Consider the following 21,280-nt stretch of genomic DNA (forward strand, 5'->3'; position numbering starts at 1 on the left):
GACGGGTGGGGGTTGTATTTTTTTGTAAACGGCAAAAACCGTAAAGCCTGTGGCTTTACGGTTCTCAGAGCAGTCGGTTAGAAATCGAAATTGTCTGGATCCGGTCCGAATCGGCGGTCTTGATTCAATCCGTCCAAACGGGTCATATCTTCGTCGGTAAGCGCGAAGTCGAAAAGATCGGCATTCTCCTGAATCCGGTGTTTCGTAACGGATTTCGGGATGGTGACAATGCCGTGCTGGAGATCCCAGCGAAGGATGATTTGCGCCGGCGATTTTCCATACTTGCCGGCAAGCTCGGTCAGCAGCGGCAGGTCGAGGTTGCCCTGCATCAACGGGCTCCAGGCCTCCAGTTGAATACGCTGCTTTTGGCAAAAACGGCGAAGCTCCAACTGCTGCAGCAGCGGGTGGAATTCAACCTGATTGACGGCCGGCACAACTCCGCTGTCGTCGATGAGGTCCTGCAGGTGATGGACTTGGAAGTTGCTGACGCCGATCGCGCGTACATAGCCTTCGTCGCGCAGCTTGATCAGCGCTTTCCAGGTTTCTTTGTATTTGCCTTTGACCGGCCAATGTATCAAATATAAATCGATGGTTTCAAGCTGTAATTTGCGCCGGCTTTCCTCGAAGGCGCGCAGCGTCGATTCGAAGCCTTGATCCGCGTTCCATACTTTGGTCGTGACGAACAATTGTTCCCTCGGGATGCCTGAGGCTTGCAGAGCTTGGCCGACTCCGGCTTCGTTGCCGTAAGAGGCTGCCGTGTCAATAGAGCGGTATCCCGCTGCAAGCGCGTCGGTGACGGCTTGAACGACCTCATCCCCATCCTTCGTTTTCCATACGCCCAGGCCGAGCCAAGGCATGGTTACCCCGTTGTTAAGCGTGGTGGCGTCATGGATTTGCTTCAAGGTTGTCATCGTGAATCGCTCCCTCTATATGGATATTTTTGGGTTATGTAATCCATTTTTATGATAACACAAGAGACGGGGAACGCCAAAGCGAGCCTGTTTTTGCTTACAGGCTCGGGGCGGATGGCTCCCTTCGTTATACAACCAGGTGTTTGCGTACCATCTCTTCGCTTAATTGCGAAGGATCGCCTTCGGCCACAATGACGCCTTTATCGAGAACGTAATAATAATCGGCGATGCTTGTCGCGAACGTTAGACTCTGTTCGACCAGCAGCACGGACGTATTCCCGATTTTCTTGATCGCTTCGATGGCGCGCTCGATATCCTGAACGATAGAGGGCTGGATGCCTTCCATCGGTTCGTCGAGCAGCAGCAGCCTCGGCTCGGCAGCAAGGGCGCGGGCGATCGCAAGCTGCTGCTGTTGGCCGCCGCTCAAATCACCGCCCTTCCGGTGAAGCATTTCCCGGAGAATGGGAAAATTCTCGAAGACGGAATCGGGAATGCCGGCTTTGCGCAGCTTGGAAGGCGCGGCTTCCAGGCCAAGCAGCAAATTTTCTTCAATCGTCAGCTGGGGGAAAATGTCCCGGCCCTGCGGGACGTAGCCGATGCCGGCCTTGGCGCGCAGATCGGGTGAAAATCGCGTTATGTCTTGGCCTGCATAGGAGATGCTGCCGCTTCGCGGCTTGATCAGGCCCATGATCGTTTTCATCGTCGTTGTTTTGCCGACGCCGTTACGGCCCATCAAACATACGACTTGGCCGGGTTTTACCTGCAGCGTGACTTGCCGCAGAATCATGCTCTCCCCGTATCCGGCTTCCAGCGCTTGCAGGCGCAGCCCGGCATTTACGCCGCTATCCTTCGTCATGTCGTTCCGTCCTCCTCCCTAAGTAAACCTCGGCGACTTTATCGTCGTTCTGAATCTCCTCCATCGTGCCTTCCCGCAAAGTGGCGCCCTCATGCATAACCGTTACGATTTGGGCGAACTGACGCACGAATTCCATGTCGTGCTCGACGACAACGACTGTCTGGCTTCGGCTGATCCGCTGCAGCAGCTCGCCGGTTTTCCCGGTCTCGCTGTCTGTCATGCCGGCGGCCGGTTCATCGAGCAGCAGCAGCTCCGGCTCCTGACTCAGCAGCATGCCGATTTCAAGCCACTGCTTCTCCCCATGCGAGAGCGAGCCGGCCGCCGCCGTCTCCTTATGCGCGAGTCCGACCATCTCTAAATAATGCCGGATGCGGGCCCGCTGCTGGGGGGGCGACGAAGTGAACAGAGCGCCGAAGATACCGCGCTTTTGTTTGACAGCGAGCAGCATGTTTTCGTAAACGGATAGGGTGGAGAAGATGGAGGGAGCTTGGAATTTGCGTCCGATGCCCAGCTGTGCGATTTGATGCTCCTGGTGGCGGGCCAGGTCGATCTTGTCCTTGAACTTAACGCTGCCCTTCGACGGCTTCACCTTGCCGCAGAGCACGTCGAGAAGGGTCGTCTTGCCGGCGCCGTTCGGACCGATCAAAAAGCGCAGTTCCCCCGGAGCGAGCAGCAGATTCAGTCCGCGAATCGCTTTAAAGCCGCTGAAGCTGACTTCCAGGTTTTCGATGCGAATGAGGGGGGAGGCTGCTTCTGTACGCGGTGACGTTAGAGGTTGGATCATGGGTGAGGCCTCCTTCTTATCAGGTGTTGTTGGGCTCAGTGCCTGCCGTTGCGGCGAGCGATGCGCTGCTTCGCGGGGAAGCGGGTGACGATGTGGTCTTCTTCCGGCGCTTCAACAGATCGTGGATCGACCCGACAATGCCCTTCGGCAAAAACATCGTCACAACAATGAACATCGCGCCGATCAGAATCGGCCACCAGTCCGGATACGCTTCGCTGAACGTTGTTTTGGCGCTGTTCGTCAGGATGGTGCCGATTATGGCACCGAAGATGGTGGCCCGGCCGCCGACGGCGACCCACAGCACCATTTCAATAGACGGGACGATGCCCATCTGTGCAGGAGAGATGATGCCTTCATGCAGCACGAACATGACGCCGGCCAGCCCGGCGAGCGCGGCGGACACGCAATAGATGAACACTTTATAAGCGACGGGGTTGTAGCCGAGGAACCGTACCCGGTTCTCTGAGTCGCGAATGGCGATTAAGATGTTGCCGAGCTTGCCGGACGTCAGCCACAGGCAAAAGCAAATGACGAGCCCGACGAGCACGACCGTCACGTAATAAAATAGGGTTTTGGTCGCAGGATCGCCCACGGGCATTCCGAGAAACGTGCTGAAGCTCGTCAAGCCGTTCGACCCTCCGGTATACCCCTGCTGGCCGACGAATAAGGTGACGGTGATGATGACGAGCGCTTGCGACAGGATGGAGAAAAAGGAGCCCCGGATGCGATTGCGGAATGTGAGATAACCGAGGAAGAGGGCGACCAGCGTAGGCACGGCTATGGCCAGCAGCAGGGCCGCTCCGGCGGAATGAAAGGGCGCCCAAAACCAGGGCAGCTTCTCCACGCCGCTCCATGACATGAAGTCCGGCAGCCCGCCATCGGAGGTGACGAGCTTCAGGTGCATCGCCATGCAGTAGGCGCCCAGCCCGAAGTAAACGCCATGGCCGAGACTCAGGATTCCAGTATAGCCCCAGATCAGATCGAGCCCCATGGCCAGGATGGCGAATGCCAGAAATTTGCCCAACAGACCGAGCCTGAATTCGGACAACGCCATAGGGGCCAAGCATAAAAGAGCGATTAAAATCACGGTGGCAATCGCTTTGGTTTGGGTACTGCCTAACGTCAGTTTCATGCGTCATACACTCCTTCTGCGGTTTAATCCAGCGCACGCGACTTCATCGTGACGAGCCCGGCCGGCTTCCATTGCAGGAACGCGATAATCAGGGTAAACACGATGACTTTGCCGAGCGTGGCGCTCGTCGAGTATTCGAAGGCGGTGTTCAGGACACCGATGCCGAGCGCGCCGACGACCGTGCCGACGATTTTGCCGATGCCTCCGAGCACGACGACCATGAACGCGTCTACAATATAATAGGTGCCGATCGAAGGGCCGATCGGACCGAGCAGCGTCAAGGCGCAGCCGGCGATGCCGGCGAGTCCCGAACCGAGCCCAAAGCCGAACGCATCCACGCGTTTGGTGGAAATGCCGACGCACGCGGCCATCGAACGGTTCTGCATGACGGCCTGCATGTTGCGTCCGTTACGGGTGTGGTACAAGAACCAATAAAGGCCGATGATGCACAGGGCGGCTAAGGCGATAATGAACAGCCGCTTGTAAGGCAGGATGAGCTCAGCCGTGACGGTCCAGCCGCCTTCGAGCCAGCTTGGCGCTTTGACGGCGACGTTAGGCGCTCCGAAGATCGAGCGTGCAAGCTGCTGCAGTACAAGACTGACGCCCCAAGTGGCGAGCAGGCTGTCGAGCGGGCGGCCGTAGAGGAAACGGATCAGCGTTTTTTCCAGTATCCAACCGATCAGGCCCGCCGCGAGGAACGAGACGGCGAGCGAGACGGCAAAATAATAGCCGAATGCCGAGGCGGGCACATATTTTTGAAACGCCAGCTGGATCATGTAGGCCATATAGGCGCCGATCATCAGGAATTCGCCGTGCGCCATGTTGATCACATTCATCAGACCGAACGTAATGGCCAGCCCGAGTGCGATGAGCAGCAAAATCGAGCTGAGGGAAATGCCGTTAAACAACTGAAGCAGCAAAATGCTCATGGCAGGTTCGCCTCCTTGTTTGGGAGTCAAGCTGTAAAGGTGAGGTTGAAGGAAAGGGACCGCCCGAAGGCAGTCCCGCGTCCAGAAATACGTTCAGTTCTACGATGTGCAGCGTGATTATTTCTTGGTCACTTCCGCGCCCCAAGGATACGTGGTGAGGAACGGATCCGGCTTCACCGGCTGGCCCGAGTTCCAAACTTCTTTAAATTGGCCGTCGGCTTGCACCTGGCCGATCCGTACCGTTTTGAATACGTGCTGATTGTCGCCGTCAATTTTCACTTTGCCGCCCGGTGCGTTGAATTCGAGGCCCTTGGCAGCTTCTTTCACCTTGTCAACCTCGAAGGAACCGGCTTTCTTAACGGCCTCCGCCCACAGGTATACGCCGAAGTATCCGGCTTCGATCGGGTCGTCGGTTACGCGGTCCTGGCCATATTTCGCTTTGTAGGCTTCAACGAATTTTCGGTTCTCCGGCGTATCGGTCGTTTGGTAATAGTTCCATGCTGCGTAATGCCCTTCGAGCACGGAGGCGCCGATACCGCGGATTTCTTCTTCCGCCACGCTGACGGACAAGGTCGTCAGGTCTCTTGCGCTGATGCCGGCATCCTTCAATTGTTTGAAGAAGGCGACGTTGCTGTCTCCGTTCAACGTATTGAAGACGATGTCCGGCTTTTCCTTCTTGATTTTGCTGATGATCGTGTTGTAGTCGGTATGGCCGAGCGGCGTGTATTCCTCGGCGATCAGGGTGCCGCCTTCGGCTTTCAACTGCTCTTTAATAATCTTGTTTGCCGTGCGCGGGAAGACATAGTCGGAGCCGAGGAGGAAAAATGTTTTGCCTTTATTCTGCAAGAGCCATGTGACGGCCGGTACAATTTGTTGGTTCGTCGTAGCGCCGGTGTAGAAGATGTTCGGAGATGCTTCCAGACCTTCGTACTGGACCGGGTAGAAGAACAGGCCTTTGTTCTGTTCGACGACGGGGAGAACCGCTTTCCGGCTCGACGACGTCCACCCGCCGAAGATCACTGCTGCTTTGTCTTTTTGAAGCAGCTTTTTCGTCTTCTCTGCAAAAGTCGGCCAGTCAGACGCGCCGTCTTCAACGATCGGCTTGATTTGTTTGCCGAGCACACCGCCGGCTTTATTGATTTCCTCGATGGCGAGCAAAGTCGCATCTCGAACGGATACTTCGCTGATGGACATGGTGCCGGTCAACGAGTGCAGCACGCCGACGGGCACGGTGCCGGCGTCCCCGTCTTTCGGGGCTTCGGTCATGGTCGCTGTTGGGGTTTCGGAGCCCGAGGTGGCGGCCGGCGTTGTCTGGCTTGCGCATCCGGCAAGCAGCGCCGTCCATGCAAGCGCTCCTGCCATAAGTACGGTTAAGCTTTGTCTTTGTTTTTGTCTTTGTTTTTGGTTTCTCAATTCATCCACTCCCCTATTATTTGGAAATTGGTGATCACACGATTATCATAGTGACATCCGGAAATTATGTCAATATATATTACATACAAAAAAATAATCGACTAAATTCACTTTGTATCTGACCTGATACTGACGTTATCATTAGGATTTTCGGTTAAAATTAGAGATAACCTCCTTTTTCAGCTCTTTTTATGTTATATTAAATGACATAAATTGTTTACAAACGTAATAAGCGCGAATATAATAAAACCTAATCTCATCCTCATTATTCGTGTTTTGGAGGTGCACCGATGTTTTTGACGGAAAGGGAGAAAGAAAAACTGCTCATCACGGTCGCTGCGGATTTGGCACGGCGGCGTCTGGAACGGGGCGTTAAGCTGAATTATCCCGAGAGCGTAGCTTTGATTACGTCCGAGCTGATGGAGGGGGCCCGGAGCGGTATGTCGGTGGCGGCCTTGATGCAGTTCGGAACAACGGTATTAAAGGCGGAACAAGTGATGGAGGGCGTGCCCGACATGATTCATGAAGTGCAGGTGGAGGCGACGTTCCCGGACGGAACGAAGCTGGTGACCGTGCACCAGCCGATCAAATTTTAAAGGCGTAATACGTTCATCGAAACGGAGGGGGAGATTCCAATGATACCTGGCGAATTTCGGGTTCGTGAGGGCAGCCTGGCGATCAATGCCGGGAAAGCGGAAGCTGTGATCACCGTCGTCAATATCGGCGACCGACCGATTCAGGTCGGCTCGCATTATCATTTTTTCGAAGTAAACCGGGGGCTTCGCTTCGATCGGGAGAAAGCTTACGGCATGCGGTTGAACATTCCGGCCGGTACCGCCGTCCGTTTTGAACCGGGCGAAGAGAAGGAGATCGTGCTCGTTGAGCTAGGGGGCGAACGACTTTCGTTCGGTTTAAACGGATTGTCCGCCGGCAGCGTGCGCCGCGGAAAGCTGCCGGAACCGGTGCGCATCCGGTTGGCCGAATGGGAGGATGGCATCTAGATGGCGTCGATAGACCGTAAAGCGTATGCGCTCATGTTCGGACCGACTGTGGGGGATGCGATCCGACTCGCGGATACCGACCTGTGGGCGGAGATAGAGAAGGACTTCACTGTATACGGCGAAGAGTGTAAATTTGGCGGCGGCAAAGTGATTCGCGACGGGATGGGGCAATCAAGCCGGCACACCCGGGATCAGGGCGTACTGGATACGCTCATTACGAATGCGGTCGTGATCGATTACACCGGCATTTACAAAGCGGATATCGGCGTGAAGGACGGCCTCATCGTCGGGATCGGCAAGGCGGGCAATCCCGACGTCATGGACGGCGTCGATCCGAATATGATTGTCGGCGCATCGACCGAGGTGATTGCGGGCGAAGGGAAAATCATTACCGCCGGCGGGATCGATACGCACATTCATTATATATGTCCGCAGCAGATCGAAACGGCGCTGGCTTCAGGGGTGACGACGATGATCGGCGGCGGCACCGGTCCCGCGGCGGGCACGAACGCGACCACTTGTACGCCGGGCGCTTGGCACATTCATCGGATGCTGGAAGCGGCGGAGGCGTTCCCGATGAATCTCGGCTTTACCGGCAAAGGGAACGCCTCGTTCCCCGAACCGCTGGCCGAACAGGTTGAAGCGGGAGCGATCGGATTGAAGCTTCATGAGGACTGGGGGACGACGCCTGCGGCGATTGACGCTTGCTTAGGCGTTGCCGACCGTTACGATGTACAGGTCGCCATTCATACGGATACGCTGAATGAGTCGGGCTTCGTGGAAGACACGATACGGGCGATCGGCGGCCGGACGATTCATACGTACCATACGGAAGGAGCGGGCGGCGGGCATGCGCCCGACATCATCCGGATCGCGTCGGAGCTGAACGTGCTGCCGTCCTCGACGAATCCGACCCGGCCCTATACCGTGAACACGGTAGAGGAGCACTTGGATATGCTGATGGTTTGCCATCATCTGGATAGCCGCATACCGGAAGACGTGGCCTTCGCCGACTCGCGCATCCGGCCGGAAACGATCGCCGCAGAGGACATTCTGCACGACCTGGGCGTGTTTAGCATGCTCAGCTCGGATTCGCAAGCGATGGGGCGCGTAGGCGAAGTGATCATCCGTACGTGGCAAACGGCGGATAAGATGAAAAAGCAGCGCGGTTACTTGCCTGCGCCGGAAGAGGATGCGGCGGTCACGCAAGCCCACGATAATTTCCGGATCAAGCGGTATGTGGCCAAATATACGATCAACCCGGCAATCACCCACGGCATTTCGCATCTCGTCGGCTCGGTGGAGGTCGGCAAAGTGGCCGATCTCGTCGTTTGGTCGCCGGCCTTCTTCGGGGTGAAGCCCGACCTGGTCGTGAAAAGCGGCTTGATCGCCTACGCCCAGATGGGCGACCCGAACGCCTCCATTCCGACGCCGCAGCCGGTGTTCGGACGGCCGATGTTCGGCGCGTTCGGCATGGCGCTGAAGCACAGCATCACGTTCGTATCGCAAGCCGCTTTCGATGCCGGTGTACACAAGAAGCTCGGGCTTAACAAGCGGGTGGAGCCGGTCAAGGGCTGCCGGACTGTTAAGAAGAAGGATATGATTCATAATGATCAGACGCCTTCGATTGAGGTGGACCCGGAAACGTACGAAGTGAAGGTGGACGGGGCGTCGATCACGTGCGAACCGGCGAGCGTGCTGCCGATGGCGCAGCGTTACTTCTTATTTTAAGGAGGCTGTACAAGGATGAATTCGGGCGGAGGATATTCCTGGCTGGCCTACTCGCAGCTGCTCGATTCAGCGCTGCCGATCGGAGGCTTCTCCCATTCCTTCGGACTCGAAACGCTCGTTCAGGAAGGCCGGGTGATGACTCCGGGCCACCTGCGTGAATTTATTGAAGCGATGCTGTACTGTAGCTGGTCCGCTGTCGACGCGCTTGCCGTCAAGGCGGTTTACGAATGGTCGCCGGCGTCAAGGTGGGACGATTTGTGGAGCTTGGACCGGATGCAGCATATGCAGCGGCCGGCGCTGGAGACGAGGGAAGGCACGGTCAAAATGGGCCGCAGGCTGTTTCAGCTGGCGCGGTCGATGTACCCGGACCTTGAGTGGGAGCCGCTTGCCACCGCAATACGGGACGCCCGATGTCCCGGCACGCATCCGCTGATCCACGGCTGGATCGCGCGGCAGCTTGGCGTACCGCTGACTATGGCGGCGGAGGGGTACTTGTACCAATGCGCCCTCACGGCAGTGAACAGCGGCCTCCGGCTCATGTCGCTCGGCCAAACCGAAGGGCAAAAGCTGCTCGCCTCGCTGATGCCGGCGATCGCCGGGTCATGGAGGCAAGCGTCGATATTAGACCCGTTGGAGGATGGTTACAGCAGCGTGCCACTAATCGAGATTGCCATGATGCGTCATGAAGGTTTATATTCACGATTGTTTATGTCATAAAACATTATCGTAAATAGAATTTAATCCTATCAATAATGAAGGAGGAATGGTGCGAAATGTGTCAAGGAGGAGCTCATCACCACCATCAATGGGAGGCGCCGAATATTGAAGGAGACCGTCCGATGCGAATCGGCATCGGAGGCCCTGTAGGTTCCGGTAAAACGGCGCTTGTCGAAAGACTCGCCCGCAAGCTGAACGATAAATACAGCGTTGCGGTCATTACCAACGATATTTATACGAAAGAGGATGCGCGTATTCTGATTCATTCGGGAGCACTGCCTCCGGAGCGTATTATCGGCGTAGAGACGGGCGGCTGCCCGCATACGGCGATCCGCGAAGACGCCTCGATGAACTTCGAAGCGATTGAGGAGCTTGAGCGCCGTTTCCAGGAGCTTGACATCATCTTTATCGAAAGCGGAGGCGATAATCTGGCGGCGGCGTTCAGTCCGGAATTGGTGGATCGCTTCATCTATATTATCGACGTGGCGCAGGGCGAGAAGATTCCGCGCAAGGGCGGTCCCGGCATTATGCGCTCCGACATGCTGATTATCAACAAAATCGACTTGGCTCCGCACGTCGGCGCGTCCCTGCAGGTCATGGAGGAGGATACGATCCGCATGCGCGGCGACAAGCCGTTCGTTTTCTCGAACTTGTTCAACGGTCAGGGACTCGACGATATCGTGGCATGGATCGAACACGAATACAGCCATGTCTAAAGTCAGCGGCACGATTTCCGCGGATATTGTCTGTGCGAACGGAAGCACGCAGCTTCGGCGGCACGCGCAGACGTATCCGTTGAAAATCGCCAAAACGTTCCCGTTCCCGGGCAACCAGCTCGGCATTTATGTTATGGACGCTTCACCGGGCATCATGGCCGGGGATTGCTACGAGCTGGAATGGCGAATCGGGGAAACCGCCGATGTGCTGATCACGAACCAGTCGTATACGAAGGTGCATCCGCCCCGTGACGGTGAGAACGCCGTAAGCGAACAGCGGCAGCGTCTGCACCTCGGCAAGGACGCTTACGTCGAATATATGCCGGAACCGCTCATGTTGTATCGGGACGCGACGCTGATCAGTGACACCGCGGTTGAGATGGAGCGGGGCTCGACCTTGATGCTTAGCGAGCTCACTTGCCCCGGCCGGACGCATCGCGGCGAACGTTTCCATTATGAGAAGCTTCGCAGCCGGTTCACCGTCGCCTATGACGGGGAAATGATTTACCAAGCGAAGCAGCAAATCGTCCCGAAGGAGGGGAGGGTCGGCGTTATTCCGCGATGGCACAGCTTTACGCATCTCGGCATGTTTTATTTGTTCTCGGAGCGGGCGGATGCGGCCGTTGTGGAGGAGCTGCGGCAGCATTTATCGGAATTCGCCGCCAAATTCCCCGAGCTGTATGTCGGCGTCAGTTTGACGTACCGCTACGGCTTGGCCGTCTTCGTCTTAGGTCGGCGCGTGTTCGAGCTGCAGCAGCTGCTGCATGCGGCCTGGCTGTTTGTGCGGCAGCGGCTGTTCGACCGTCAGGCATTTGTCATTCCAAAATGACTTTCTTCTATAAAATAGATCAGGTCTAGAATGAATCGGGTAATAAGCCATAAGTGAATTTGGCAAGCGCCGCAGCCCGCGGTCGCTTGTTTTTTTTGCGCATTCGACAATATTTTGAACACCGTGCCCGGTTTGTTGTCAAACGACCCTTGGGTTGCTATTATAAAGGGGACATGTAAAAGCGTGGACAAATCGCAACAACGCTTGTTCGATTTTTCACACAAGGAGGTTCACAAATTGAAAGAGCAGGCAAGCCTGGAGCTTCATGTCGAAACGGCCGCAGCGGCAGAATCGACGGCAAGTGCACCGGTAAGTTGGAAAGACTTCTATCAACTGATCAAACCCGGTCTTATTTTCTCCAACTCACTTACAGCCTTGGGTGGATTTTGGGTAGCGTCCGGCTGGCAAATTGATTGGTTGAAGCTGATTTATATGCTGCTAGGAACCGCGCTCGTGATGGCATCGGGCACGGTATTGAATAACTACTTGGACCGCGATCTGGACGCGAAGATGGAGCGTACGAAGAAGCGCGCCTTGGCGAGCGGACGCATTTCCCCGCAGGTGGTGCTCGGGTATGGCATCGTGCTCGGCGTGGCCGGTTTGGCGGTGTTATGGTTTTTGGTCGGCAGTCCGTTATCGACGCTGCTTGGGCTGATCGGATTGTTCCTGTACGTGTGGGTGTATACCGCCTGGTTTAAACGGACTTCCGTATGGAGCACGTTCGTCGGCAGCTTCTCCGGCGCGGTGCCTCCGATCATCGGCTACTGCGCGGTGCAGCAGCAGTTTGACATGGGGGCGCTTATCCTATTCGGTATCTTGTTCCTGTGGCAGCCGCCTCACTTCTGGGCGCTCGGCATCCGCCGCATGGAGGAGTACCGTGCGGCAGGCTTTCCGCTGCTGCCGGTCGTTCAAGGCATTTACCCGACCAAGATGGCCATGATCCGTTACATTGTGCTGCTTGTGCCGGTTTCGCTGCTGCTGTACGTGTTCGACTATGTCGGTGAATTGTACTTTTACGCGGCGGTGCTGATGGGGCTGTACTGGGCATTCCTCAGCTTGAAAGGCTTTAAAGCCAAAGACGATATGCAATGGGCCAAAAAGATGTTTATCTTCTCCGTCAACTACTTGATGTTTTTATTCATCATCATGATGATCAGCACGACGTCGACGACGTTGCTGCCGTAATCATATACTTTCGAACGATCCCACGCCTCGCTTACGGGCTGGGATTGTTTTATGAAGAGAGGGGCTTACAGATGCCGAAGAATTCATTTAAGATTGTCGTGATTGTGCTGCTGCTCGGCTTGATTGGAACGTTCAGTTACATGCTGTTGAAAGGTCCGGAGGAGCAGACGATGGACGTCTTGCGCAAAGCGCCCGACTTCAAACTGCAAAATCTGGACGGCAAAGAGGTCACCTTAGCCGATACGGCGGGGAAAGCGAAGCTTGTATATTTCTTCTTCTCCACGTGTCCAGACGTATGCCCGCCGTCGACGTATACGCTGTCGAAAATTCAGGACAGTCTTAAGGAGAAAGGCGTATTCGGCACGAAAACGGCATTACTGTCGATCACTTTCGATCCGACGAAAGATACGCCGGAACGGCTGAAAGAATTCGCCGACCGTTATCATCCGGATTATAACGGCTGGTATTTCCTGCGCGGCGAAGAGAAAGCGACTGTGGAACTGGCCGAGAAGTTCGGCGTTATGGTAGCCAAAGATCCGAAAGCAGATACCTGGACCCACAGCAACTTGTTCCTGCTCGTAGACGGCAAAGGCGATCTGCGAACGTACTATACGGCCGCTGACGAGAACTTGGACGTGGAGAAAGTGGCAGCTGATTTGATTAAAATCAGCAAAGAAAAATAGCTTGCTTCGGAGGCTCGCGCCAGCATGAACGTTTTTACGCATATTTTATTGAATAACGTTATTCCTTTAACGATTATGATTGTGCTGGGGATTTGGTTGTATCGAGCTTTCCGACTGGATATTAAGACCTCAACTTTCGCAGAGCGAAAACCGGCATAGAGCATTGATGTGACAGTAAAAATTGCAGATTGAATATGAAGGTTGCAAAAATAGAAAAACACCGCTTCTTTTTGGTAAAGTGAGATTGTCGAGATCATCACTACCATACAGAAGAGGTGTCCTCTCTATGATAGGCCAAACCGTAGAGCCGAATCAACTTCCAAATGAAATCAGATCTGCATTTCAGGAATTAAAGATGCTACAGCACTTGAGAACAGCGGGCTTCAAGAAAAAGTTCGGCTTCACGTGCTCATACCTGTTCCAGCTTGTCTTTATCCTCTTATTCCATCATAAGAACTGGTTTCGTTTGCTAGAAAGCCTTAAGGGCGAGACGTATCCCGGCAAAGACGCGGTGTATCGCTTTCTCAATCACAGCGGTTACGCATGGCGCCGATTCTTATCCTCGTTGAGTTCTTTCACTATTGGTAAGGTGCATCCTTTGACCGGAGAGGACCGTATATCCGTATTTGTGGTCGATGATTCCATGTATGAGCGCAATCGCAGCAAAGCGGTCGAGCTACTTTCCCGATTCAAAGACCATGCAACCGGTTGCTACTACAAAGGCTTTCGAATGCTCACGCTCGGATGGTCGGACGGCCATACGTTTATTCCCGTTGACTTTTCCTTGCTTGCTTCACTCAAGTCACAAGTGAACGGCATCATGGAAAAGATCGATAAGCGTACGTCTGGCTACAAGCGGCGAATGGAGGCCCTCTTGCCTGCGCCGGAAGTGATTCCCGCCATGATTGATCGTGCGCTTTCTGCTGGCGTGCAGGCATCGTACGTGCTGATGGACAGTTGGTTTACGCATGCTCCGCTCATTCATGCGATGCTTGCTCGCGGTCTGGACGTCATCGGCATGGTCAAAGCGGATAAAAAGCGTTATCTCATCCATGGACGTCGACTCACTCTGCATGAGCTTTACTACAAGGCTATGCCTGTTGAGGGGAACAAGAAAGGCATTCTGCGATCGATCCGTACGCAGTTATCCCCGGGAATTCCCGTCACAATCGTCTTCGTGCGCCACCGTTCGAACAAAAAGGAATGGCTTGCTATCCTGTGCACCGACCTGTCGCTTCCTGTGGAAGAGATCATCCGGATTTATGGAATCCGTTGGGACATCGAGGTGTTCTTTAAGTGCACAAAATCGCTGTTGCGACTTCAAAAGGAGTTCCAGGGCCGTTCTTATGATCTCTTGATCAGTCATACGACGATCGTATTTTCGCGATACATCTTGTTAGCATGGCAACATCGTCAAAGTACGGACAAGCGCACTTTGGGCGGCTTATTTCATCTGCTCTGCGATGAAATCGGTCAAATCGATTGGGCCATTGCATTAAAACAGCTCATTGAGATCCTTGAAACTGTAGCTAAGGGAGCAAGCAAAAAGATCACAACATTAATCCAAAAACAACTTCAACAATGGATTGCCGCTTTGCCTAGTCACATCAAGGCTTATCTGCCCAAATTAAGCTGCGAAAGTTGAGTTAAGACATTATCCAAGCTGAACTTTTATTTATTTTCTCCGGCTATCGTCTTCAAAATGTTATATGAATCGCAACTTTCGTTAGCGCTAATCGGGCAAACGCTGCTGTTTTTCTCTCTATTCTTCGCCGCCATGTACATGCTGATCGAAATCGTCATCCGCGTGCGGAGATATGAAGGCGGCATGGTACCGGCGATGCGGAACAGCGTCATCTTTTACAACAGCGCCAACTATGCGATTCCGCTCAACCAGCTCGTGTTTGTCGGCGATGCGTTCACGCTGTCGGTTCAAATCATTATCATGATGATGCAGAGTCTTATTCCGAACACGTACGGCATTTATTCGGTGAGCAGTGCGACCAATAAGAACGATAGCAAGGCGACGATGCGCACGATCCTGACGATGCCCGTCATCTATGTGATTCCGGTTGCCTTCCTGCTGCGCGGACTGGAGGTGCCGATTCCGGACCCGGTATATACGCCGATCAACTATATCTCGAACGCGTTCATCGCAACCGCCCTGCTCACGCTAGGCGTACAGCTGGGCAGCATGAAATGGAAGCTGAATTTCTCGGACGTCATGCTGTCCAATGTGCTTCGGCTGTGCATCGGTCCGGCGGTCGGATTTGCCATCGTCAAGCTGCTCGGCATCGACGGCGTCATGGCGCAAGCGCTTGTGCTTTCCTGTGCGGTGCCAACTTCGTTAAGCAGTGTGCTGCTTGCGGTAGAGTACGATAATGAACCGGAATTTTCGTCCCAGGTTGTTTTTTCTTCGACGATCTTCAGTATTTTTACCGTCACGCTTGTCATTTATTTAATGAAATTCATCGCATAAACGGACTTAAAACTTCTCAAAGGTCGGGAGCACGGGCGGATATAAGATATATTCCTCGAGCCCGGCCTTTTCTAACTGTTGAATTAAATATTCGTCCGGCGTACCTTCGACGCCTGCGTAGCCGCGGCGGGTATAAATTTGTTCGGCGTCCGGGAACGTATCCCGCAGGATACCTCTTATTTTCTTGCCGGAAGAGTCGTTATCGGTGAATATATAGACGTCCCGGGTGCCGACCGATTTCTTTAGCTCTTCCAGGCGGTCGGTATTTAAAGAACCGAAGGTACACACGATCAGAATATCGTCCGTTAGCAGCCGTTTCAGACGGCTCTTGTCGTTTTTTCCTTCGACAATAATGGCAATCGGCATACTCGTTCCTCGCATTCCGTCTTATTTTATGTACGCTTTAGTTGTAGTATATCCCCTATTACTGTCCGATCCAACCTGTTCCTGTACATATTTCCCAGGAAATTGTCGAAGGCCCAGCGGGCGATGAGGCGGCAGGGAAGCGCATGACGACACGGGCCGTTTGGCTTTTATGAAGTTTGTCGATGCACAAATACGTGTTGTTAAACGATGAATAAATAACAGCCCCGGCCGCTTCCGTTATGGAAGCGCCGGGGCTGTTCGTACGTACAAGATCGATTCTTATTCGTTAATGAAGTTCGCCTTCACAAGCAGGCGCTTCAGCATGGCGGCCGACTGCGCACGGGTCGCATCCTGGCGAGCGCCGAGCGTATCGCTCGTCATGCCGTCGATGATCCCGGCGTGAATGGCGACGGCCAGTTCATGCTGCGCCCAGACGATGGTGCCGGAGTCCTTGAACTTCGCGAGCAGCGCCGCTTGTTCGGTCGGCGTTACATCCGGCTTCGCTTTCGCATAGGCCAGAGCGCGGACGACCATGGCGGCCAGTTCTTCGCGGTTAATCGTGGCATTCGGACGGAATGTGCCGTCTTCGTAGCCGTCGATCAGCTTCGCGGCTGCTGCGGCTCCGACGACGCCGGCGAACCAATCGCTTGCGGCCACGTCCTGGAACGATCCGGCGCTGCCGGACGGCTCAAGACCGAGCGCACGGACGACCAAAGCCGCAAATTCGGCGCGGGTGATACTGCGCTCCGGTTGGAAAGACGTATCGGTTACGCCGTCCACGACGAGCTTGTTTGCAAGCAGTTCCACGTAAGGCTGCGCCCAGTGCCCGCTGATGTCGGCGAAGCTCTTGTCGAGCTGAATGACGGCGTACAAGCTGCTGCCGTTACGCTTCAGCGTCGCCTGCTTATCTGTGAATAGCGTAGGAACGAAGCTCAGCTTCCCGGTGGCCGGGTTGTACAGAACTCCGGTCGCCCTGGAGAGATTCTCGCTTCCGCTTAACGGGAGCACACGGCTGAGGTAATGACTGCCGAAATCCGGAGCTGCGGTTTTGCCGTCTTTGCCGACGCCGACGATGTTGAAGTCGACCGGCTGGGCAAGCACCGAGCCGCCCAACTGCTTCGCTGCGGCGTCCACAGCGCTGCTGGTTGCCGTATCGGCCTTGGCAATCGTAATTTTCACCGTCAGCTCGCTGACGGTGACTGCAACCTTCGCGGCCAGGTCGCTTAGCTTCAAGACGTGCAGCGGAATGTTATACGTGCCGTTCGCATTCGTCACCTTCAACAGCTTGTCAGTATCGGAAGCGAAGCTCTCTAACGCTATGGCCGGAATGGAGACGCTGTCTCCGCTCAAGTTCAGCGTAACGGTGTCGAACTTTTCGAACGAGCTCTTCAAGGTATCGGCATTGACGCTTCCGTCGGCGCCGACTTGAATCGATTCAGAGCCGGTGGAAGGAGAACCGCCTCCGCCTGCGCAGCAGCCACCGCCGCCTCCGGAGTTGCCCGGATCTGTCGTCAAGTATACGGATTGATAGACGGAATCCGCCACGTTAAAGCCGGTTCCTTTCGGTCCGTATACTTGGACGTAATCGAAGGTGCTTACGTTATTGAGGGTAAATCCATAGTTGTACACGCCGTCGTACACGGTGTATGTAGCGGTCGTAACGCCCAAGTAGTTTCCGCTCGGATCATAGAAATAAACGGACGGCGTTACGGAGGAGCTGTACACATCGGAATATACGGTTCCGGTGACCGTGCCGTTCTTATAAGTCAAATCCTTAAAACCAGTACCCGCGTAGGCCAAAACCGGCAATACAAACGATAACATCATCATAAGAACGGTAAAGTGTGCCGTCTTCTGTAGAACAGAAGGCTTCATTCGCGATTCACTCCTTTCTGCTTGATCTGGTAATCGAACGGGGTCTGTGCGATATTCATGATGAGATGGGTCGGACAAAACTAGTCACCTCCTTCGTTTAAGAAATTCCACCAGAAGAGTTCGGCACGAACATCCAATTTATGTCCGTACTGCCAAATCATGTTTCATCTTCGTCGGGTAGTCCTATGGAGATTACCCAAGCTTGTCTGGTCTGAAACACGGTGGTTTCTCCTTAACGGAGGCCATTTACATAAGGTTGCGGGATTTACCCTAATTTGTACTTTTGGCCTATCCGTTTGCGACCATCTTCTCATGTGACAAAAAAAGCCGCCCGGAACCGGGCGAAAGACCGGTTCATGGACGGCGAGGCTTGCGGCCGCGGCTCAAGATGTGCGGGACGGTGTCAGAATCGCCCGGAACGGAACCATCGATAAGGCGATCATCAGGAACGCGAATGCGATAAAATAAGGAGACATGATGTCGCGTACATGTCCCGAGACGATCGGGCCGATAAAGGCCCCTACCGAATACGATATCGATAAAAACGAGAACGTGCGTCCGTACCGGCTGGCACTTGTGACCCCGGCAAGAAAAGAAGCGATTGCGGGGAAAATAACGCCTTTCGCCATCCCGATCAGGAACAGCGAAACCGACATCGGAAGCGGCCAATGCACCGACATGCCGAAGAAAGTGAACGCGAGCGCCAAGCTCCCGAACGATACGCGCCAGACCGGCGATACCCGGTTTAAGAATAACAAGCTGAGCGTCACTAGCGATCCTAAGCTGACCAAGGAGAAAAATATGCCGGAGGTCATAATCGAGCTGTGCGTCTCTTTCATCAGCGGCAGCTCGAAGAACAGAATGCCCTGGGAGCAGGAGAGAGCCAGCGGGATGCAGAAAAACAGCCATGGAATCGTACCCGATCCGGCGGCGGTCTCAAGCTCTGAAGCGTCATTCGAAGACGCCGTATGGTGCGCGTCCGACGCTTTTGAGGGCTCCGCGAACGCGGCCATCCTGGGAGCCGGGCTTTCTTTGACGAAGATAGAGGCCAGTACGCCCGTGGTGATTAAGCCCCATCCCAAATAAACGAACGACTGTTCGAAGCCGAAGCGGGCCACCAAATAAGCGCCGGCCGCCGGGCTCATGACGGACGCCAGCGTATGCACCATTCCGTTGCCGGACATCAATTTGCCTTGGTGGACGCGGTCCTTGGCGATTTTCGCCAGCATGGATAAACAAGCCGGAGACAGAAAGGCCAGGACGAACCCGCTGAACGAGCGGATAATCAGAAGCTGCCAAGGGTCGGTGACCCGGGATTGAATCAAGAGAAGCACTCCTGCTACAATCAGGCTGAAGAGAATAAATTTTTTGCTGCCGAAGCGATCGACGCCGTATCCGGCGATCAAGTTGCCCGGTAGATGCGTAATGGAATAGACGCCGAGAATGAGGCCGATGAACGAAGGGGCGGCGCCCAAGGACACGGCGAACGGCGACAAAATCGGATACTGCGCGTGCAGATCGAAAATCGCGACGAACATAAACAAATAAAGCCATATAGCGGTTTTCATCCTATCACCCCGATCTAATCCCGCAACGGTTACAGCGGGTACTGCCGATGTTCGTTGCCGGCTTATTCATACAAGCTCTTTATACGTTTACGCCGGGCTCGGCCAAGTTAGTACAACAGTTGGAAAACTCCTCAATAATTGAACGGGTTAACGATTAGCCCGATTAACGGTTTGCAACCCTAACAGAAAGGGGCGACGGCCAAATGGAAGGTTTCATGTGGGTGCTGCTGATCGCCGTGCTGGTCGTTTCGGCGCTTCGGTTGAAAAGAACGCGCAAGGGCACCGGGCACAAGGATCGTTCTGACGAGATCCGGCGAAAGCTCGCCGAGCTGCGAAAAAAAAGAGATGAAGAGTAGAGACCAGCTGTTGTATGATGGGGAAAGCGGCTAGTTTAGCCGCACATGGGATTGAAGGAGGGGGAGAGCGGATGGACTTTATCATGAATTTTTTACAGGACCGGTGGTACGTCATCGTGGGTGCGCTCGTCGTCCTGTTCATCGTCGTCAACCTGGTGAAGACGGTGATGAAATGGATTCTCGTGCTGGCTGTGTTAGCGGGGCTGTTCTACTACGGGGCGAATTATAAAGATCAACTGCTTGAATTCGGCACGACGGTGGGGGCGCAAGCGGCAGCGGAAGTGAAGGCCCAGTTGGCCCGAACGTTCAGCGAAGAAATCAAAGAGGCCAAGTACGCGGCGAATCCCGACGGATCGTTCACGGTTACGACGAAAAGCATCAAGCTCGAAGGCAAAGCCGGCGAGGGCGATGTGAAGGTGACGTTTATGAACCAGACCTTCACGGTCAAAATGGATGATGTTATCAAAGGCTTGATTGACCAAGCGAAAAAGAACGCGGGTTTGTAATGGAGGGAGCCGCGCTTGACATCAACCGGGCCGGGTAGGAAGGAGGAGGAGGTATGGGCGATACGGACTTGCTAAGGACGGCGATGTCGCTCAACGCCGTCACGCTGCTTATTGCTGCAGTATTTTTCTTTTCCGTCATACAAGGATTGTTTCGCGGCGCTTCCTCTTCGGCCAAGCATTTGGCGCTGATGGTGACGGAGGGCGCCGTTACACTTGTCAGCTTGTTCCTCGCGTGGATGCTGACGAACGGGATGTCGCCGAAAGTACAGGCTTGGCTCGTCGGCTTGAATATTACCATTCCGTCCGAGGAGCTCGGTTTTTGGGAGCAGTTCTATTATACCGTCGTGACGGGGCTGCGGGATTTCTCGCTGCTGCGGAACAGTGTGCTCTTCGTGGTCGGCTACGGTCTGATCAAACAGCTCGTCTACCGGCTGATCGATCCCGTTGTGGACGGTTGGCTGTCCGCTCGCGGCGACCGTTTGCCGCGATCCGGGGTAAGCGGAGGCGCGCCGACGGTATTCAGCAGCCTGCTGGGCGGCGGTATCGGCGGGGTGACGGGGCTCGGCCGGGGCCTTGTCCTGGTTGCCGCTCTGTTCATTTTCACGACGCTGTTTCCGCAAACGCCTGTGGCGGGTTACATTCAAGCGTCCTCGTTATACCAGAAAGGCGCCAAGGAAGTCATTCAGCCGGTAACCGGCGATTTTCTGGCCAATCAGCTGCCTGTTTTTACCCGTGCGGTAGAGCAGGAGTTCAGCAACATTTTACAGCGCAAATACGAGGTGCTCGACGCCCGGATCGCGCCGGATATCGCGCAGGCGGCCCGGCAGGTGACAGCCAAGGCGAAAACCGACGAGGAGAAGGCGAAGCTGCTCTACCGCTGGGTCGGCACGCGGGTCTCGTACGACTGGGACAAAGTCAAGCTTTACGAGGAACAGCGCATCTGGAAGGAGCAGACGCCCGAGGATACATTCACTACGAGAAAAGGCGTCTGCATCGACTTCTCCAGGCTGTATGCCGTCATGGCCCGTTCCGTCGGGCTCGATGTGAAGGTTGTGACCGGACTCGGCTACGACGGCCGGGGCGGTTACGGACCGCATGCCTGGAACGAGGTATACTTGTCCGAGAAGAAAGCTTGGGTGCCACTCGATTCCACATGGGTCGCCAGCGGCGGCAATTGGTTCAATCCGCCGAACTTCAACGATACGCATATTAAGGAGGCGTAACGTCTCCGTTTCCTGGCCGA

Annotated in this window: 21 protein-coding genes and 1 pseudogene; 13 read left to right on the forward strand and 9 right to left on the reverse strand. The window is 54.8% G+C overall.

Translation table 11 applies throughout. The features are described from left to right. Positions 1-77: 77 nt before the first annotated feature. From JMF85_RS09435 to urtA, 6 genes are all read right to left on the reverse strand, one after another. Positions 78-911 (reverse strand): aldo/keto reductase, encoded by an 834-nt coding sequence (locus JMF85_RS09435; RefSeq protein ID WP_127604960.1) that lies wholly within the window; start codon positions 909-911, stop codon positions 78-80. A 127-nt stretch (positions 912-1,038) separates the two neighbouring features. Beyond that, positions 1,039-1,767, reverse strand: a complete 729-nt coding sequence (urtE, locus tag JMF85_RS09440; RefSeq protein WP_127604958.1) for an urea ABC transporter ATP-binding subunit UrtE — start codon at positions 1,765-1,767, stop codon at positions 1,039-1,041. Next, positions 1,754-2,551 (reverse strand): urea ABC transporter ATP-binding protein UrtD, encoded by a 798-nt coding sequence (urtD, locus tag JMF85_RS09445; RefSeq protein WP_054796352.1) that lies wholly within the window; start codon positions 2,549-2,551, stop codon positions 1,754-1,756. Before urtD ends, urtE begins: the two co-directional genes overlap by 14 nt. A 19-nt stretch (positions 2,552-2,570) precedes the next feature. Continuing rightward, entirely contained in the window at positions 2,571-3,683 is a 1,113-nt protein-coding gene (urtC, locus tag JMF85_RS09450) for an urea ABC transporter permease subunit UrtC (RefSeq protein ID WP_141335407.1), read from the reverse strand. A 23-nt stretch (positions 3,684-3,706) separates the two neighbouring features. Next, complete coding sequence (gene urtB, locus JMF85_RS09455; RefSeq protein ID WP_141335409.1) at positions 3,707-4,612, reverse strand: urea ABC transporter permease subunit UrtB; 906 nt, start codon at positions 4,610-4,612, stop codon at positions 3,707-3,709. 117 nt (positions 4,613-4,729) lie between these two features. Continuing rightward, positions 4,730-5,974 carry an urea ABC transporter substrate-binding protein gene (urtA, locus tag JMF85_RS09460; protein ID WP_201318116.1) on the reverse strand — a complete coding sequence of 415 codons (1,245 nt, stop codon included), beginning with the start codon at positions 5,972-5,974 and terminating at the stop codon, positions 4,730-4,732. Between the two features lie 341 nt (positions 5,975-6,315). Here urtA and JMF85_RS09465 point away from each other — a divergent pair, with 341 nt between their 5' ends. From JMF85_RS09465 to JMF85_RS09510, 10 genes and pseudogenes are all read left to right on the forward strand, one after another. Next, a complete protein-coding gene (locus tag JMF85_RS09465; RefSeq protein ID WP_127604950.1) occupies positions 6,316-6,621 on the forward strand; it encodes an urease subunit gamma in 306 nt (101 codons plus the stop codon). 39 nt (positions 6,622-6,660) lie between these two features. Beyond that, entirely contained in the window at positions 6,661-7,026 is a 366-nt protein-coding gene (locus JMF85_RS09470) for an urease subunit beta (protein WP_127604949.1), read from the forward strand. Continuing rightward, positions 7,027-8,757 (forward strand): urease subunit alpha, encoded by a 1,731-nt coding sequence (ureC, locus tag JMF85_RS09475; RefSeq protein ID WP_127604947.1) that lies wholly within the window; start codon positions 7,027-7,029, stop codon positions 8,755-8,757. 15 nt (positions 8,758-8,772) lie between these two features. Further along, positions 8,773-9,474 carry an urease accessory protein UreF gene (locus tag JMF85_RS09480; RefSeq protein ID WP_127604945.1) on the forward strand — a complete coding sequence of 234 codons (702 nt, stop codon included), beginning with the start codon at positions 8,773-8,775 and terminating at the stop codon, positions 9,472-9,474. A 56-nt stretch (positions 9,475-9,530) separates the two neighbouring features. Beyond that, complete coding sequence (ureG, locus tag JMF85_RS09485) at positions 9,531-10,190, forward strand: urease accessory protein UreG (RefSeq protein WP_127604943.1); 660 nt, start codon at positions 9,531-9,533, stop codon at positions 10,188-10,190. Continuing rightward, a complete protein-coding gene (locus JMF85_RS09490) occupies positions 10,183-11,019 on the forward strand; it encodes an urease accessory protein UreD (RefSeq protein WP_054796354.1) in 837 nt (278 codons plus the stop codon). Before ureG ends, JMF85_RS09490 begins: the two co-directional genes overlap by 8 nt. A 237-nt stretch (positions 11,020-11,256) precedes the next feature. Then, positions 11,257-12,204: a heme o synthase gene (gene cyoE / locus JMF85_RS09495; RefSeq protein WP_054799845.1), complete on the forward strand. Its 948-nt coding sequence runs from the start codon at positions 11,257-11,259 to the stop codon at positions 12,202-12,204. Between the two features lie 71 nt (positions 12,205-12,275). Further along, positions 12,276-12,887, forward strand: coding sequence for an SCO family protein (locus JMF85_RS09500; RefSeq protein ID WP_127604941.1), 612 nt, complete (start codon positions 12,276-12,278; stop codon positions 12,885-12,887). A 286-nt stretch (positions 12,888-13,173) separates the two neighbouring features. Continuing rightward, positions 13,174-14,532 carry an IS4 family transposase gene (locus tag JMF85_RS09505; protein ID WP_141336825.1) on the forward strand — a complete coding sequence of 453 codons (1,359 nt, stop codon included), beginning with the start codon at positions 13,174-13,176 and terminating at the stop codon, positions 14,530-14,532. After that, a pseudogene (locus JMF85_RS09510) lies at positions 14,533-15,366 on the forward strand (AEC family transporter); the annotation flags it as partial. A 6-nt stretch (positions 15,367-15,372) separates the two neighbouring features. On the opposite strand, the gene JMF85_RS09515 reads toward JMF85_RS09510, so the two are convergent. The 3 genes from JMF85_RS09515 to JMF85_RS09525 form a co-directional block, all read right to left on the reverse strand. Continuing rightward, positions 15,373-15,732, reverse strand: coding sequence for a ribonuclease M5 (locus JMF85_RS09515; protein WP_127604937.1), 360 nt, complete (start codon positions 15,730-15,732; stop codon positions 15,373-15,375). A gap of 279 nt (positions 15,733-16,011) precedes the next feature. Next, complete coding sequence (locus tag JMF85_RS09520) at positions 16,012-17,607, reverse strand: S-layer homology domain-containing protein (protein ID WP_201318106.1); 1,596 nt, start codon at positions 17,605-17,607, stop codon at positions 16,012-16,014. Positions 17,608-17,990: 383 nt separating this feature from the next. Then, a complete protein-coding gene (locus JMF85_RS09525; RefSeq protein ID WP_201318107.1) occupies positions 17,991-19,175 on the reverse strand; it encodes an MFS transporter in 1,185 nt (394 codons plus the stop codon). 203 nt (positions 19,176-19,378) lie between these two features. On the opposite strand from JMF85_RS09525, the gene JMF85_RS09530 reads away from it, so the two are divergent. From JMF85_RS09530 to JMF85_RS09540, 3 genes are all read left to right on the forward strand, one after another. Further along, a complete protein-coding gene (locus tag JMF85_RS09530) occupies positions 19,379-19,531 on the forward strand; it encodes a hypothetical protein (RefSeq protein ID WP_155614613.1) in 153 nt (50 codons plus the stop codon). 71 nt (positions 19,532-19,602) lie between these two features. Continuing rightward, positions 19,603-20,037: a hypothetical protein gene (locus tag JMF85_RS09535; RefSeq protein ID WP_230876080.1), complete on the forward strand. Its 435-nt coding sequence runs from the start codon at positions 19,603-19,605 to the stop codon at positions 20,035-20,037. A gap of 53 nt (positions 20,038-20,090) precedes the next feature. Further along, entirely contained in the window at positions 20,091-21,260 is a 1,170-nt protein-coding gene (locus JMF85_RS09540; RefSeq protein ID WP_236595800.1) for a transglutaminase domain-containing protein, read from the forward strand. The last annotated feature ends 20 nt before the right edge of the window (positions 21,261-21,280 follow it).

The organism is Paenibacillus sp. EPM92, from assembly GCF_016586185.1.
Classification (GTDB): domain Bacteria; phylum Bacillota; class Bacilli; order Paenibacillales; family NBRC-103111; genus Paenibacillus_G; species Paenibacillus_G validus.